Genomic DNA, 15,975 nt, shown 5'->3' on the forward strand with positions numbered 1-15,975 from the left:
TCCCCCTCTTAATTATCTTGGCGGTGTAATAACAATGCGTTCACCGTCAAATTCCAATGTAGCCCGGTTATCAATGGATAAGGCCTCCAGATACTCTTTAGGCACCTGAAGTCGCCCTGCACGGTCAATAATGACAAATGCTTCGTGAATGTCCGGCATACCCGCCTCGGACAAGCTGTGTTCATCATCCAGATTCGGGTTGCGCTTCACAAACTCGGTACTGGTCAAGCCGTCCCGGATCGCTACGATCCGGTCTACCTTGCCAGCAAGCGTCAAGTCATGGGTAACGATGACAATCGTAACGCCGAGTTCCTTGTTCATTCTTCGGAAAATGCCCATGATTGTATCACATGTCTCGGAATCGACCGAACCGGTTGGTTCATCTGCAAGCAGAATTTTGGGACGATTGGATAATGAGATCGCAATCGCTACCCGTTGTTGCTCTCCTCCTGACAATTGATGCAATTTGTTATGCGTCCGATCCTTAAGGCCTACCCATTCGAGCAACTGTTTCGCGTAAGCACGATCACGCTTGCCTCCCAGAATCATGGGAGTCTCCACATTTTCCAGTGCAGTGAGATAAGGCAGCAAGTTACGACCGTTATTTTGCCAGATAAAACCTACCGTATGACGTTTGTATTCGACCAATTGGGCATCTGTCATCTTGAGCAAATCCCAGTCTCCCACAACAGCCGTACCAGCCGTAGGGCGATCAAGTCCGCCCAGAATGTTCAGCAGCGTGGATTTACCGCTACCGCTGTTACCGATGATGGCCATCATTTCACCTTGATTGACAGTCAGGTTGAGACCCTGAAGGGCAACGACTTCCACATCGCTGGATTTAAAAATTTTGACAAGTCCTTCGCATTGGATCACGTTTACCTCTCCTCTCCCATTTTGACTGCCTGGTGAACCCGCAATCTGCGAATCTGCCAGAGCAACATCGTTGCACCAATGACCAGCATCACCACGGTGACCCCATACAGTTGCAACATATCCTGCTGTTCAAACACAATCCGGAACGGAGGTACCTGAGCAGATACATTATCCGTCGTTTGCAGGAATGGCAGGAATAAACGACTGGATACCTGACCAATCCCAATACCTAGCAGGATCGACAGCCCCGCTGTGAACACCTGTTCCAGCAACAGCATGCCGCTCAGTTGTGCACGGGATAAGCCCATGGCCCGCAATACCCCAAACTGTACAACACGTCCAGACAGGTTGAAGAACCAGTAAAGCACGTATCCGATCAATGAGATAATAACCGATACCAGGAATCCAAGGCTCAGTATCCCGAATACGCCACCTCGAGACGGATGTTTAGCCTGAGATACCAATTCTGTGCGGACGTCACGTACAGATGATAACTCAATGCCTTCTGCTGCAAGTTTCTCCATTAGTGGAGCCACTTTGGCATCCGGTTCCATTTTCAGCCACACCTCATAAGGAATCAAAGGCACCTGATCATAGATATAATCCAGATTCGCCACGAAAAATGGCATCTGATCCGGATACTGCGCTGGCCAGTAAGGTATGATCCCAAACACGACGAATTCAATCGCCTGTCCCTGTACACCCATGGAGACGAGGTCTCCAGTTTTGAGTTTGAACTTGTCAGCAAATTTGGAAGAGATCAATACAGCCCCTTCATATTTACCAAGCAAGTCAAGGTACTTGTAGGGATGTGCCGGGAACAGATCGTTGCGGAACCATGCCACTTGAGCAAAGTCTACATTATCAATTCCGACCAGCATCCCCTGTCCGCCCGATTTACCAGAGACGATAATATTGCCCTTGGTCTGTAGCACTCGTGCTGCATGTTCAACCCCGTCTAATCTGCGGAACACTTCGAATGGAGGTTCAGAGTAGATGACTTTGGATGGCTGCGAAGAACCGCCACCACCACCTGGAGCACCTCCACCGCCGTTGCCTCCGCCGGAACCACCACCAGCAGAACCTCCTCCTCCATTGCCACCACCTTGTTGACCTCCACCCGTACCGCCGTTCTGTCCGGAACCACCGGGTTTAACCTCAGGTGTTCCTTCCCATACAGTCTGCATAATCACATCAGAACCATAACGGTACAAGGTACGCTCAGTGGAATTCAGATCAATCGTCCGAGCCGCAGCCGAGTTGTACACCCCAAGTCCCAGTGTCAGTACAAGGAGGATCATCAGCGGATAATATGAAGAAGATGAACGCGATAACTGTGTTAATGTCAGATACAACGGGACCGGGAGAAACTTGCGACCGATCAGCTGAATAAGCTTTAATATCCACGGGAACAAGCGCAGGAAGAATAATCCAAGCGCAAAGATCGCGAGTGCGGGTACAAAAAACAGAAACGGCTGTACCTGCAACTGATCGGTTGTCATTCCGGTCTGGAAGGTCAACATCTGACGTTCATAGAACAGGTAGTATCCATATCCAGCCAGACCCAGCAACACAACGTCAAGGAACCAGCGTTGCCATACTGGAGCACGGTCTGTCCGTGCTTGCCGCCGCTTGGCAGATACAATGGTTGCCCGTGCATAGGTTATCGCAGGGATAAGTGATGCGATGATCGCAACAAGGACCGCTGCTACGCCCAGGAGAATAGCTTCTTTTGATACACCGATCGGAATAGACTTCCGATCTACGAACGAGAGAAAGCCACTTGCAGAACCGATACTCTTGGCCATAAACCAACCAAGCAACGGCCCAATAACCAGCGCAATAGCGCCCAGAAATATGCCTTCAAGCAAGTAGAGAGAGAAGATCTGCCGAGCTGAAGCTCCACGACTGCGCAATACCGCAATATCACTCTCTTGCTTCTGTAATGACTGTCTGGCGTTCATCGCAATAAAATAAAAGACCATCGCAATCATCGGTGCTGCCAAGGTAAACAACATGGTCTGCAGTTGCAGACTCTGACTGCGGAACTGCTTAAGCAGATCACCAAAGGTGATGTCCACTTTTGTATCTTTCAGCCGCTGGTACAGATCGATATCCAGCCTTTCCAGCATGGAAGTCAGACCTGATAACTGGCTGGTTTGAATTTCTTTCAGATCAAAGGCATAATACCAACGTGAATTTTGAAGTGGAATCCCTTTTTCCTTCAGTAAAACATCATTAAAAACCGATTCATCCACATATAGTCCATTCATCATGCCGTCAAATCCTTGTACCCAGTAAGGACTGTTCGGATCATCTGCCTTGAAGGACCCCGTAATCTTTACACGTAACGTGATATCAAGACCGCTATACACTGGATATTCCAGAATATCGCCGATATGCAGGTCGTTACGGTACATACCCTCTTCCAACATGACTGCCTCGATCGTGTCATCTTTGACCTGGTTTCCAGGTTTCACCCCGGCAGAGTAATTCACCTGTGCATCCAGTCCACTCATCGTGCCCAGACTCATACTGCGCGCCCTGCTGGCATCCACTTTGGTTGGATCTTCCGGGCTCACTTCTGTGCTGCGAATGGATCTCGAATTCACATAAGTATGAAAAGGAAACCCTATGTCGCGAGGGACATCCTCACGAATATAACGATCTACTTCATCCAGACCCCGTGTGTCTGTCTTCACGCCACCAGGTGCCTGATAACTCATCAGCAACGAACCGGCTGGCAACCCTTCACTGTTATCCTGCAGCGTTTGCGCGACGACCCGTTTCAACGCACCATCGGCATACATTGGAATACTGACGGTGAACGCTACCGCCACAATCAATCCGATCAGTGTGCTGAAGGTCATCCAGCGCGTGTTCCACATTTTGCGGAACAGCAACCGAAGCAATGGCAGCCCCATTAGCGTCCCACTACTTTCTGACCTACGGTCAGACCTTTCAGAATCTCGACATCTGTCGATGTCTGCTGTCCAACTTCAACGTCCACTTCACGCTTGCTGCCATCACTCTCCACCACTTGTACATACGTTCTTGAACCGATGGAGCGTAAAGCGGATACAGGAATCACAATTGCGTTCTCGGTACGCTGCGTTACAATCGAGACCGATAGTGGTGTGCCACGTTCGACGCCTTTTGGCATTTTTGCAAGTGTAACGATAACATACTTATCCAGCGTTTCCTTGGTTGGAGGCGTACCGCCTTCACCCGTCCCTTCGCCACTGCCGCTTCCCGATGCTTCCGCAATAGGCATAACTTTAATTTTGCCAGCGACTTTACCAGCTCCATTAATATCTACTTCTGCCTTCATACCAGCGGAGAACTTCTCCAGATCTTCCTTGGCAAAGGTAGCTGCCACAACCAGATTGGATGTATCCGCAATCGTAGCAATCGGATCATACGCTTTCACGGTTGCACCCTTCTCTACCTGCACTGCAATAACGGTGCCGCCAAACGGAGCTGTCAACGTGGCTTTGCCCAGTTGTTCCTCCAGATCAGCGAGTTCCTGGCGTAGTTCTTCAAACGCAATCGTTGATTCTTCGAACTCTACCGGGTCCATCTCATCCTTCTTGCGGAGTGTTTCCTTCATTTGAACTTCGGATTTGCGAATAGCCAGTTTCTTGCCACGGATCTCCTTTTCTACACTCTCCACATCGAGCACAGCAAGAAGTTGACCCTTTTTCACTTTATCCCCTGGTTTAACATTTAACTCTTTGACATGCATGCCATCAAGCGTGAAGTACACCTTCTCTTCCCGCTGACTCATCATCTTGCCGCTGCCACTTACTTTTTTCTCCAACGTTTCCGTCCGGACTTCATATTCCGGTTTCTTGGAGATCGTTGGTGGTGTAATAGGCGGAAGCACTTCTTCCTCTGTTTCTGACGGCAGTAATGAGCAGCCGGACATCGTTGCAACCATTATCGCACCGAGTACAATAATCGCTGCGCGTTTCCCCCTCTTCGGAGCGGCCCCTTTACTTGATAAATCTGCCGTCCGCCATTTCATAAACATGGTCCGCAACCTCCAAAATTGTAGGATCGTGTGTAGTCATACATATTGTTACTTGTTCTACTTCAATAATATTGCGGAATACGGCCATGACCTGAGCGCCCATCTTGGAATCCAGTTCAGCTGTAGGTTCATCCGCAAGCAACAATCTGGGTCTATGGGCAATCGCCTTGGCTATAGCCACCCGCTGCTGCTCTCCCCCGGACATCTCGAAAGGTCGGTGCTTCACCCGTTTGGATAGTCCAACCAGATCCAGACAGTGACCAACCCTGTCCTTCCACTCCGCTCGCGGAACGTCCGCCATGCGCAGCGACAGTTCTACATTTTCCCAAGCAGATAATAAGGGCATGAGTGCATATGCCTGGAAAATAAAACCGATCTCTTTGCGCCGCAAAGCGGTCCGCCGCCGGTCTCCCCAATCCTGAAGAGGCTGACCAGAGAACAGAATGTCTCCACTTGAAGGCTGATCCAGTCCACCGAGCATATTCAGCAGTGTTGTTTTGCCTGAGCCCGATCGCCCCTTCAGCATGACCAGTTGTTGCGGATTCACTTCCATATCAATGCCTTTGAGCACATGGATAATGCGACTGCCTGTCTGGAAACTGCGATGCACGTTACGCACCTCCAGTACAGGCCCATCATATGGAGGCAGCATATCCTTCTTTGGTTTGATCTTCTTCTGGGGTTCATCAACGGTAGTGACAGCAGCTGCAGCCACTTCATCTGAAGCGATTTCACTTTCAGGTAACGGAGGTTTACTTGTCGGGTAATCGTGTTCATTGTTGTATGTATTTTCCCCCGACTCCGTCGATGCCTCCAACGGCGTTTCCCCCTGTTGATGTTCATCGCCTGACTGGCTCTTGGCAGGTCTTTTTCTGAGAAATAAATTCTTCATGCCAGCAATCACGCTCATCCTTTCTTGAAATCCCGTTCATTTCTTCAAAAAACCTAAAATTAGAAATCTGTTCCATCCTACACTGAATTATAAACGACCGATCACAACTAAAAGTTACAAGCTTTTTACAACGGTAGAGAGAAAAAGTTAATATTTTGATGAACAAACAAAAAAAGCACCCCAAAGTGCGGGATGCCTCTTGCATATTCGATGGTTTTGCCGCTATGACGGCAATCATTACAATTTTGATACCGTTCATTCCTGAACATTTTTTTGAGGTATCAATGATATTATTTACCAAATGAAGAAGGATCTTCACGCCAGGATTTAAGCAACTCAAAGTCACTCTCCTGAATCGTTCCCTGAGCCAAAGCCACATCCATCAGCGCCGTGTAATTGGACAACGTCTGAAGTGGAATTCCAGCATCTTCAAATGCTTTAACACCTTTATCCAGCTGGTAGCTGAAAATGGCAAGTACGGCGAGAGGTGTTGCGCCTGCTACACGTACGGCTTCGGCTGCTTTGATCGAGCTTCCACCTGTAGAGATCAGATCTTCGATGACAACCACTTTCTGTCCTTCGGTAATCAGACCTTCGATCAGGTTCTCCTTGCCGTGTCCTTTCGCTTTATCACGAATGTAGGCCATCGGCAGATCCAGCTTCTGAGCCACCCAGGCAGCATGCGGAATACCTGCGGTTGCTGTACCTGCGATGACTTCTGCATCCGGGTACTGGTTCCGAATGATTGTTGCAAATGCTTCAGCGATATCGTTGCGAATCTCCGGATAGGACATCGTTAAGCGGTTATCACAGTATATTGGTGATTTGATGCCGGATGTCCATGTAAATGGCTGCTGCGGACGTAACGCCACGGCTTTAATTTTCAAAAGTTGGGAAGCAATATGATTCGGAATCTCATTCAGTTCGATCATGCGTTCAACATCTCCTTCAAAATGGTTTCTACCGCTTCTCGCGGATTGGGAGCGCCTGTAATGGGTCTGCCTACAACAATGTAATGACTGCCTCTGGCGATGGCTTCACCTGGGGTCAAGACGCGTGTCTGATCTCCCAGACCACTACCCGCTGGACGAATTCCTGGAGTAACGGTGTGAAAAGCACTGCCACACGTTGCCCGAATTGCGGGCACTTCCAGTGGAGAAGCAACAACTCCATCCAGTCCGGCCTCTTGGGCTAGTCCTGCATAACGGACCACAGCAGCTTCCACACTTCCCGGGATGCCAATCTCGTTATTCATCGTTTCCAGACTTGTACTGGTGAGTTGGGTGACTGCAATGATCTCGGGCTTGCTAAGGGAAGGATCGGCAGCGATTGCTGCCTCAGCACCTTCACGTGCAGCACGCATCATAAGGGCTCCACCCGCTGCATGTACATTGAACATGTCTACGCCAAGACGTGTGATACTCTCAGCTCCGCCACGAACGGTGTTGGGAATGTCATGCATTTTCACATCCAGAAAAACGGAGTAACCTTTGGATTTCAGCTCCCGAATAAAGTCAGGTCCCGCTGCGTAGAACAGCTGCATACCCACCTTGAGATAACAGGGAATGCCCTCAAGAGCTTGTACCAATTCTTGAGCTTCTTCCGCTCCAGGATAATCCAGTGCCACCATCAGACGGCCAGCCATTTCATTGAAACTCGCTTGATTCATCACCAGCGCTCCCCTCCACTTGCTCATTTTTTCCGTTTTTGCCCGATATAAAGGACATCCCGCCAGCCCGCAGGCTGACTGATGTCCTTCATCAGAGAGTTATTTATTTTACAAAGACAGGCATTGCTTCCGAAGAGAAGTTGATCGTTTGCAGCATGATCAGCAGCGCACGAATCGTATCCAATGAAGTCATACATACAATGCCGTTTTCTACCGCTTCACGACGGATACGGAATCCATCACGCTGCGGTGTTTTGCCTTTGGTGAGTGTGTTGAAGACAAAGTTTGCTTCGCCGCTACGGATCATATCCAGAATGTTCGGCGAACCTTCACTTAATTTGTTCACAGTCGTTACCGGAATGTTCGCTGCTTCAAGCGCAGCTGCTGTTCCGCCGGTAGCCATGATTTTGTAACCCAGTCTGTAGAAACCTTCGAGCAAAGGAACTGCTTCGTCTTTGTCTTTGTCTGCTACAGTTACTACGATCGCTCCGGTTGCCGGAATTTTCATTCCTGCACCGATGAGGCCTTTGAACAACGCTTTAGCGTAATTCGGGTCACGGCCCATAACCTCACCTGTAGACTTCATCTCAGGTCCAAGGGTTGGTTCTACACGACGCAGCTTCGCGAAGGAGAAGACCGGAACTTTGACAGATACATGATCCGATTCAGGCCACAGTCCATCGACATAACCAAGATCTTTCAGTTTCACACCCAGAATGGCTTGGGTTGCCAAGTTCGCCATCGGAATGTTGGTTACTTTGCTCAGGAATGGTACGGTACGGGATGAACGCGGGTTCACCTCGATAATGTACACTTGGCCATCATGGATAACAAACTGGATGTTGACCAAACCTACCGTTTTCAGTTCTTTCGCAATTTTGATTGTAATCTCTACAATTTTCTCTTTCAAATCCTGGGACAGATGTTGAGGAGGATATACCGCGATGGAGTCACCAGAGTGAACCCCTGCACGCTCGATATGTTCCATGATTCCCGGAATCAATACCGTTTCACCATCACAGATGGCGTCAACCTCAACTTCTTTACCCATCATGTAACGGTCGATCAGGACCGGATGCTCCGGATTGATTTTAACCGCCTGTTCCATGTATGTCAGCAATTCAGCATCGGAGTATACAATCTCCATCGCACGACCGCCGAGTACATAGGAAGGACGAACCAGTACCGGGTAGCCCAGACTTTGAGCTGTTTCTACTGCATCATCAACGGAAATGACCGTTTTACCTTTTGGCTGTGCAATCTCCAGACGGGAGAGCAGACGCTCGAACTTCTTGCGATCCTCCGCCTCATCGATGCTTTCCAGATCCGTTCCGAGAATGGTTACACCTGCATTACGCAATGGTGCTGCCAGGTTGATGGCCGTTTGACCACCGAACTGTACGATAACTCCTACTGGTTTCTCCTGTTCAATCACGTTCATGACATCTTCGAAGAAGAGCGGTTCAAAGTACAGGCGATCCGATGTATTAAAGTCAGTAGACACCGTCTCCGGGTTATTGTTGATAATGACTGCTTCATATCCTGCTTTTTGCAATGCCCATACTGCGTGTACAGTAGAGTAGTCGAACTCGATCCCTTGACCGATCCGGATTGGTCCTGAACCCAGCACCACAACTTTTTTCTTGTCTGAAGGGATAACTTCATTTTCTGTCTCGTAAGTTGAGTAGTAATATGGCGTTGTTGCTTCAAACTCAGCCGCACATGTATCTACCATTTTGTACACTGGGCGCAGGTTCTCTGCTTCCCGACGAGTTCTAACTTCCGCTTCAGTTGTTAATGTGCCTCCAGGTTGACCTTGCGCACGCAGTTCAGCAATGGCACGGTCTGTGAATCCAAGGCGTTTCGCTTGATAAAGAATGTCGGAAGACAATTCGGATTCTTCGCGAATGCGATCTTCGAATGCGATCAAACCTTCGATTTTGTCCAGGAACCACCAGTCAATCTTGGTCAGATCCTGTAGCTGTTGCAACGTATAACCCCTGCGGAATGCTTCGGCAATCAGGAAGATACGCTCATCATCTGCTTTGATCAGACGCTCGTTCAGGGTAGCTTCGTCCAGCGTTTCGGCATCCTTCAGGTAGAGGCGATGTACGCCAATTTCCAGGGAACGAACTGCTTTGTGAATCGACTCTTCGAATGTCCGGCCAATAGCCATTACTTCGCCTGTTGCTTTCATCTGAGTTCCCAGTTTACGGTTCGCCGAGATGAACTTGTCGAACGGCCAGCGTGGGATTTTGCTCACGATGTAATCCAGTGTAGGCTCAAAGCAAGCATACGTTTGGCCTGTTACCGGGTTCACGATTTCATCCAACGTGTAACCCATGGCAATTTTGGCAGCCATTTTTGCAATCGGATAACCCGTTGCTTTGGAAGCCAGAGCCGATGAACGGCTTACCCGTGGATTTACTTCGATAACATAGTATTGGAAGCTGTGTGGGTCCAGTGCAAACTGTACGTTACATCCACCCTCGATGTTCAGGGCACGGATAATTTTCAGGGAAGCTGAACGCAGCATTTGATATTCACGGTCCGACAATGTTTGGCTTGGTGCTACGACGATACTGTCACCTGTATGAATACCTACCGGGTCAAAGTTTTCCATGTTGCAGACAACGATACAGTTATCGTTTTTGTCTCGCATAACCTCATACTCGACTTCTTTCATACCTGCAATGCTCTTCTCGACCAGACATTGCCCAATCGGGCTGTAACGAATTCCCGCTGCCACCGTCTCACGCAGTTCTTCTTCGTTCGCACAGATTCCGCCGCCAGTTCCGCCCAGTGTATAGGCTGGACGCACGATGATTGGATAACCAATCTCATTCGCAAATTCAAGTGATTCTTCAAGTGTCGTTACGATGACACTCTCTGGTACAGGTTGTTCCAATTCACGCATCAGGTCACGGAACAGATCACGATCTTCCGCTTTCTCGATGGATGTCAGCTGTGTTCCGAGCAATTTCACATTTTCACGTTCCAGCACGCCAGCACGAGCCAGCTCTACAGCCATGTTCAGACCTGTTTGACCACCCAGTGTTGGCAACAAGCCATCTGGACGCTCTTGACGAATGATTTGGGTTACAAAATCCAGTGTAATTGGCTCAATGTAGACTTTGTCAGCCATGTTTGTATCCGTCATAATGGTCGCCGGGTTGCTGTTGATAAGTACAACTTCCACGCCTTCTTCTTTCAGAGCCTGGCAAGCTTGTGTACCGGCATAGTCGAACTCGGCCGCTTGACCGATGACGATTGGACCGGAACCAATCACCAGGATTTTTTTGAGATCTTTGTTAATCGGCATGTTATTGTGCTCCTTTCACTGCGGCTGCCAATACGGCTTGACGCGGCTTTTGCGGGTTAGTGATCTTGTGCTCGCGAATCATCTCGATGAAGCGGTCGAACAGATAGCTGTTGTCGTAAGGACCCGGGGCTGCTTCAGGGTGATATTGAACCGAGAATGCCGGGAATGATTTATGTTTCAGACCTTCAATGGTCTTATCGTTATTGTTGATATGTGTAACTTCCAGGTCTGTACTCTTCACAGACTCTTCGTTTACGGTAAATCCATGGTTCTGGGATGTGATGAAGCAACGTCCGCTCTCCAGTTCTTTCACCGGGTGGTTTCCTCCGCGATGTCCAAACTTAAGTTTTTCCGTGTCTGCTCCTGCTGCAAGTGCGAACAACTGGTGACCCAGGCAGATACCGAAGATCGGGTATTCGCCAAGCAATTCACTGATCATGTTAACTGCGTGAGGTACGTCTTTCGGGTCCCCAGGGCCGTTGGACAGTTGAATGCCGTCCGGGTTCAGGCGACGAATCTCGTCTGCTGTTACATCGTGTGGAACAACAACAACGTCACAGTTACGTTTGCTGAGTTCGCGCAAGATTCCTGTTTTCGCACCGTAATCCACGAGCACAATACGCTCAGCCGTTCCCGGGCTGTTGTAGACATGCTCTGTAGAAGTCATTGGCACCTGGTTACGCAGCTCGGCAATGGTGGTGTCTCCCATCATCTCCAGCAGTTCTTCCACAGGCTTCGATCCTGTTGTGAGAATACCCTTCATTGTGCCGTGGTGACGAATCCGGCGAGTCAACATGCGTGTATCAATTTCGCTGATTCCTACGATGCCGTATTCCTTGAGCAGATTGTCTACGCTGTATTCCGCACGCCAGTTACTCGGCGTTGGCTCATGACGACGCACAACGAAACCGTGTACGTATGGACGAATCGACTCAAAGTCATCACGCGTAATACCGTAGTTTCCGATCAGCGGATACGTCATGGTTACGATTTGACCGCAATAGGAAGGATCCGAAAGCACCTCTTGATAGCCTGTAATTCCCGTATTAAAAACGACCTCACCTGTAGTTTCACCTTCAGCACCAAATGCTTTCCCGGTGAACAGTGTGCCGTCTTCCAACAATAATCTTGCCTGTGCCTGCATCCCATTTCACTCCTCTGTGTTTATCAACGTTGAATGCATTGGGGTTGAACATGGGGGACGTTACGATTGTGCGGCTCCGTGGGCAGAAAACCCTTTGATCGCTGTTATCCCCGGATTACTTTGATCCCATTCTTCAAATGGAGTAATCCGGTGATAAAGGCGAACGCTTTGCTTCTTCGGGTTCTTTCTGCCCACTCCGCAGTTACGTTGGTGTCCAAGTTCAAAATCATGACATTCAACTTTGCTTTGTTTCGTATGTTAGACTCTCGGCATAATTTGCCTCGAGTTAGTTGAAAAGATGTTACTGAGTAGAAGTTGTAAATTTAGAGTTATAATGACTTGTTGATTTAAGAGTTAAGAATTACTGTTACTGTTTTAAAGAGTTAAAGATATAGAGTTACTGATTTATTAATTTGCTAAGTTACCGTTTTACTGTTGTACCGTGTTATTCCACACGCTTTTGCCATCCACCCAAGTTTGTACGGCCCAGCCTTTCAGCTTCCAACCTGTGAATGGTGTGTTTCTTCCTTTGGTTGCAAACGTTGCAGGATCAACTGCTTTTTCCTCGTTCAGATCAATCATCGTGATATCGGCTGGTGCTCCCTCTTCCAGTTTGCCTGTATCCAGTCGGAATACACGTGCCGGATCAGCTGTCATGCGTTTCACCAGGAAATCCAAGCTCCACAATCCTGTTTCCACAAACTTGGTGTACAGCAGCGGGAAGGCTGTTTCGAATCCTACGATTCCGAAAGGTGCCAGCTCCATGCCTTTGGCTTTCTCTTCTTCACTGTGTGGCGCGTGATCAGTTACGATCATATCCAGCGTGCCGTCCAGCAAACCTTCGATACAAGCCTGCACATCGCGTGGTGAGCGCAGCGGCGGGTTCATTTTCCAGTTGGCGTCCATGCCCGGGATATCTTCATCCGACAACACCAGATGGTGTGGACATACCTCAGCAGTTACTTTAATGCCGATGGACTTCGCTAGACGAATCAAGCGAACTGATTGCTCTGTACTTACGTGACAGACATGGTAGTGAACTCCTGTTGCTTCTGCGAGCAAGATATCACGGCCAACGTGGATGGCTTCGGATTCATTTGGAATCCCTTTGATGCCGTGGCGCTTCGAAAACTCACCTTCCGTCACATATCCACCAACAACCAGTGAGTCATCTTCACAGTGAGCGATCACTGGCATATCCATGCTTGCTGCGAGGCTCATGGCATCCTTCATCATTTGAGCGTTTTGTACGCCTACACCGTCATCTGTGAATCCAATAGCGCCTGCTTCTTTTAATGCGGCAAAATCGGTAAGTTCACGACCCAGTTCATTTTTTGTAATGGCTGCATAAGGCAACACTTTAACCAGATCAGCTTCTTTGGCTTTATCCAATACCAGCTTCACAACTTCCGCTGTATCTGTTACTGGTCTTGTGTTCGGCATGCAAGCGATTGTTGTAAAACCACCTTGTGCTGCTGAACGGGCACCTGTCTCGATCGTCTCTTTGTGTTCGAATCCAGGTTCACGCAGATGCACATGCATATCGATCAATCCCGGAATGACCAGTTTGCCTGATGCGTCTGTCACACTTTGCGCTGACTTTTCGGCATCCAGTACGGCTTGGTCTTCCAGACCAGCGATCTTTTTAATTTTACCTTCATCTATAATGATGGTTTTCCGTTCAAGTTCCCCTTGTTGGTTCAAGACGTTTGCGTTTTTTATAATCTGTAGCATAATTGCCCTCCGCTTCGGTTCTGTCCGGCTTACCAGGCAAGCCGGATGATTTTCTTTATCGTGTACTCTCTTATTGCTCTATAAGAACTACCGTACCGTCAGCCTATGACCCACAGCCAGACCCTGTTACAGTTTCATCGCACGTTCCATAACCGCCATGCGGATTGGAACGCCGTTTGCCATCTGCGGGAAGATCCGCGATGCTTCACTTTCCACAACCGCGTCATCTACCTCGACGTTGCGATTCACTGGAGCAGGGTGCATGATAATGGTGCTTGGTTTTAGGCGTGATGCCCGTTCTTCCGTCAATCCGTAGTGTTCGCGATAATCCTCAGCTGAAGTAATTAAGCCATGTTGATGACGTTCCAGTTGAACACGGAGCATCATGACTACATCTGCATCCAGCGCTTCTTCAAGACCGACATAAGGAGCATGCTCTGCGAGTTCCGGTGCCTGCATCGTTTGCGGTGCACAGAAGCGTACATCTGCACCAAACTTTTGCAGTGCCCACAGGTTGGAACGAGCTACACGGCTATGCAGGATGTCACCAATGATGGAAACACGCAAGCCCTTCAGTTCGCCAAATGTTTTCCTCATCGTGTAGAGGTCCAGCAGTGCTTGTGTAGGATGCTCATTGTTGCCGTCTCCGGCGTTCACGAGTGGTACATTCACTTTCTGAGCCAGTTGTTGCAGAACGCCTGCCGGTTTCAACCGGATCACGCCTGCATCAATGCCCATCGACTCAAGTGTTCGTACCGTATCGTAGATGGACTCTCCTTTTTCCACACTGGATGCGGCTGCCGTAAAGTTCAGCACTTGTGCGCCCAGGCGTTTCTCTGCCATTTCGAAGGAGAAGCGGGTACGTGTGCTGTTCTCGAAGAACATGTTTGCAACAAAGCGTGATTCCAGTACAGGAACCAGTTTCTCTTTCTGCGCTTCCCAGTGAGCCGCTCTGTTCAGAATGGACTCGATTTCTCCTCGACTAAGTTCCTTCAGTCCAAGCAAGCTTCGGTCTCTCAATGCTGTCTGTGTAATCATTATGCTTGCTCCCCCCGGTTCTGAGTGATTTTGACTTCGTCCTGTCCGTCCGTTTCCATGAGTGCAACTTCAATCTCCTCTGATTTGGAAGTCGGCACATTCTTGCCGATAAAATCAGGTCGAATCGGAAGTTCCCGGTGTCCGCGGTCTGCGAGTACAGCCAGCTGAATGTTCTGCGGTCTTCCACAGTCCATCAGGGCATCCATCGCTGCGCGAATCGTCCGTCCGGTATAGAGCACATCATCGAACAAAATCACCTTTTTGTTATGGATCGAAAGTGATTCAGGTGTCATAATCAACATTTCCTTGCGATTCGCTTTATTTTCGTCCAAGCGGTCATCGCGGTAAGGAGTCACATCCAGCTCTCCCCAGGGGACTTTGGCGCCCTCGATTTCTTCAATCTTGGCGGCAATCCGTTCTGCCAGGTAAACCCCGCGTGTACGGATACCGACCAACACACAATCGTCGATTCCTTTGTTTTTCTCCAATATCTCATGGGCAATCCGTGTTAATGCGCGGCGGATCGCCGTCTCATCCATAATGACATGTGTCTCTGTGCTCATGCGTTCAGCCTCCTCAGGATTTCCCTTCAGCATCATGGCCCCGTGACGAGGAGAAAAAAAAAGACTCCTTGCCGTGTTTATTGGCAAGGAGTCTCCGAACTTCAGACCGCTCTGAAGAAAGTTTACTCTCGGGGATGCATCGCTTCATTTGCCGCAGCAAAAAAACGATGTATCGTTCACGTTACCTTGCCAGTCTCACGGGACTGATTTAAAGGTGCTATTCATGTCGTTCATATTGCAGGACCTCACAGGGTTCTGTAATCAATATGTCCGTTTGTCTTCATGAATTATGACAGAAAGACAACCCCCTGTCAACACCTCACCATCGCAGGTGAAAACCCTCTGCTACGTTCTTCTTAGAATCAGCAGTTAGGCTGAAAAACATCCATGCACAATACATCTCATTGGTTATTCATAATTATACAACATTTCTGCATATTTATCCATAGGCAAATGAGAAATTTGATATAACCAAAATAAACCTCTTACTGTACTCAAAAGAGATAAAACACTTCTTTTTAGAACAGACAGTGAGTTTCATTTTACGCAATATTATGAAGGCTCTGAATTAGTACCAAGTGAAATGGGTACAGTTTATAAACATGAACCCATTATTAGATACTGCAATAATACCGATATACATAAGATTCACAAATTAACGACATAGAAATAAGTTACGCCCTACATTTATGTACATTTAGGAG

General features: G+C 48.6%; 11 protein-coding genes. All 11 read right to left on the bottom strand.

All coding sequences use genetic code 11. The features are described from left to right. Window positions 1-12 precede the first annotated feature (12 nt). Window positions 13-876, bottom strand: coding sequence for an ABC transporter ATP-binding protein (locus MHI52_RS21220; RefSeq protein ID WP_405157589.1), 864 nt, complete (start codon window positions 874-876; stop codon window positions 13-15). Between the two features lie 2 nt (window positions 877-878). Beyond that, entirely contained in the window at window positions 879-3,800 is a 2,922-nt protein-coding gene (locus tag MHI52_RS21225) for an ABC transporter permease (RefSeq protein ID WP_405157590.1), read from the bottom strand. Further along, entirely contained in the window at window positions 3,800-4,909 is a 1,110-nt protein-coding gene (locus MHI52_RS21230; RefSeq protein ID WP_036614803.1) for an efflux RND transporter periplasmic adaptor subunit, read from the bottom strand. The genes MHI52_RS21225 and MHI52_RS21230 overlap by 1 nt, the downstream gene beginning before the upstream one ends. Next, a complete protein-coding gene (locus MHI52_RS21235) occupies window positions 4,872-5,801 on the bottom strand; it encodes an ABC transporter ATP-binding protein (RefSeq protein ID WP_253501909.1) in 930 nt (309 codons plus the stop codon). Before MHI52_RS21235 ends, MHI52_RS21230 begins: the two co-directional genes overlap by 38 nt. A gap of 290 nt (window positions 5,802-6,091) precedes the next feature. Beyond that, a complete protein-coding gene (gene pyrE / locus MHI52_RS21240; protein ID WP_036614805.1) occupies window positions 6,092-6,733 on the bottom strand; it encodes an orotate phosphoribosyltransferase in 642 nt (213 codons plus the stop codon). Next, on the bottom strand, window positions 6,730-7,470 hold the full coding sequence (pyrF, locus tag MHI52_RS21245; protein ID WP_076250785.1) for an orotidine-5'-phosphate decarboxylase: 741 nt from the start codon (window positions 7,468-7,470) through the stop codon (window positions 6,730-6,732). Before pyrF ends, pyrE begins: the two co-directional genes overlap by 4 nt. Window positions 7,471-7,573: 103 nt before the next feature. Next, window positions 7,574-10,792, bottom strand: a complete 3,219-nt coding sequence (gene carB / locus MHI52_RS21250) for a carbamoyl-phosphate synthase large subunit (protein ID WP_036614808.1) — start codon at window positions 10,790-10,792, stop codon at window positions 7,574-7,576. Window position 10,793: 1 nt separating this feature from the next. Continuing rightward, on the bottom strand, window positions 10,794-11,936 hold the full coding sequence (carA, locus tag MHI52_RS21255) for a glutamine-hydrolyzing carbamoyl-phosphate synthase small subunit (protein WP_047843735.1): 1,143 nt from the start codon (window positions 11,934-11,936) through the stop codon (window positions 10,794-10,796). 429 nt (window positions 11,937-12,365) lie between these two features. After that, a complete protein-coding gene (locus MHI52_RS21260) occupies window positions 12,366-13,670 on the bottom strand; it encodes a dihydroorotase (RefSeq protein ID WP_036614813.1) in 1,305 nt (434 codons plus the stop codon). A 126-nt stretch (window positions 13,671-13,796) separates the two neighbouring features. Further along, on the bottom strand, window positions 13,797-14,708 hold the full coding sequence (locus MHI52_RS21265) for an aspartate carbamoyltransferase catalytic subunit (RefSeq protein ID WP_390926083.1): 912 nt from the start codon (window positions 14,706-14,708) through the stop codon (window positions 13,797-13,799). Next, a complete protein-coding gene (gene pyrR / locus MHI52_RS21270) occupies window positions 14,708-15,271 on the bottom strand; it encodes a bifunctional pyr operon transcriptional regulator/uracil phosphoribosyltransferase PyrR (protein ID WP_017687330.1) in 564 nt (187 codons plus the stop codon). Before pyrR ends, MHI52_RS21265 begins: the two co-directional genes overlap by 1 nt. Window positions 15,272-15,975: the final 704 nt, after the last annotated feature.

Origin of the sequence: Paenibacillus sp. FSL H8-0283 (genome assembly GCF_045040675.1) — a bacterium.
GTDB classification, from domain to species: domain Bacteria; phylum Bacillota; class Bacilli; order Paenibacillales; family Paenibacillaceae; genus Paenibacillus; species Paenibacillus amylolyticus.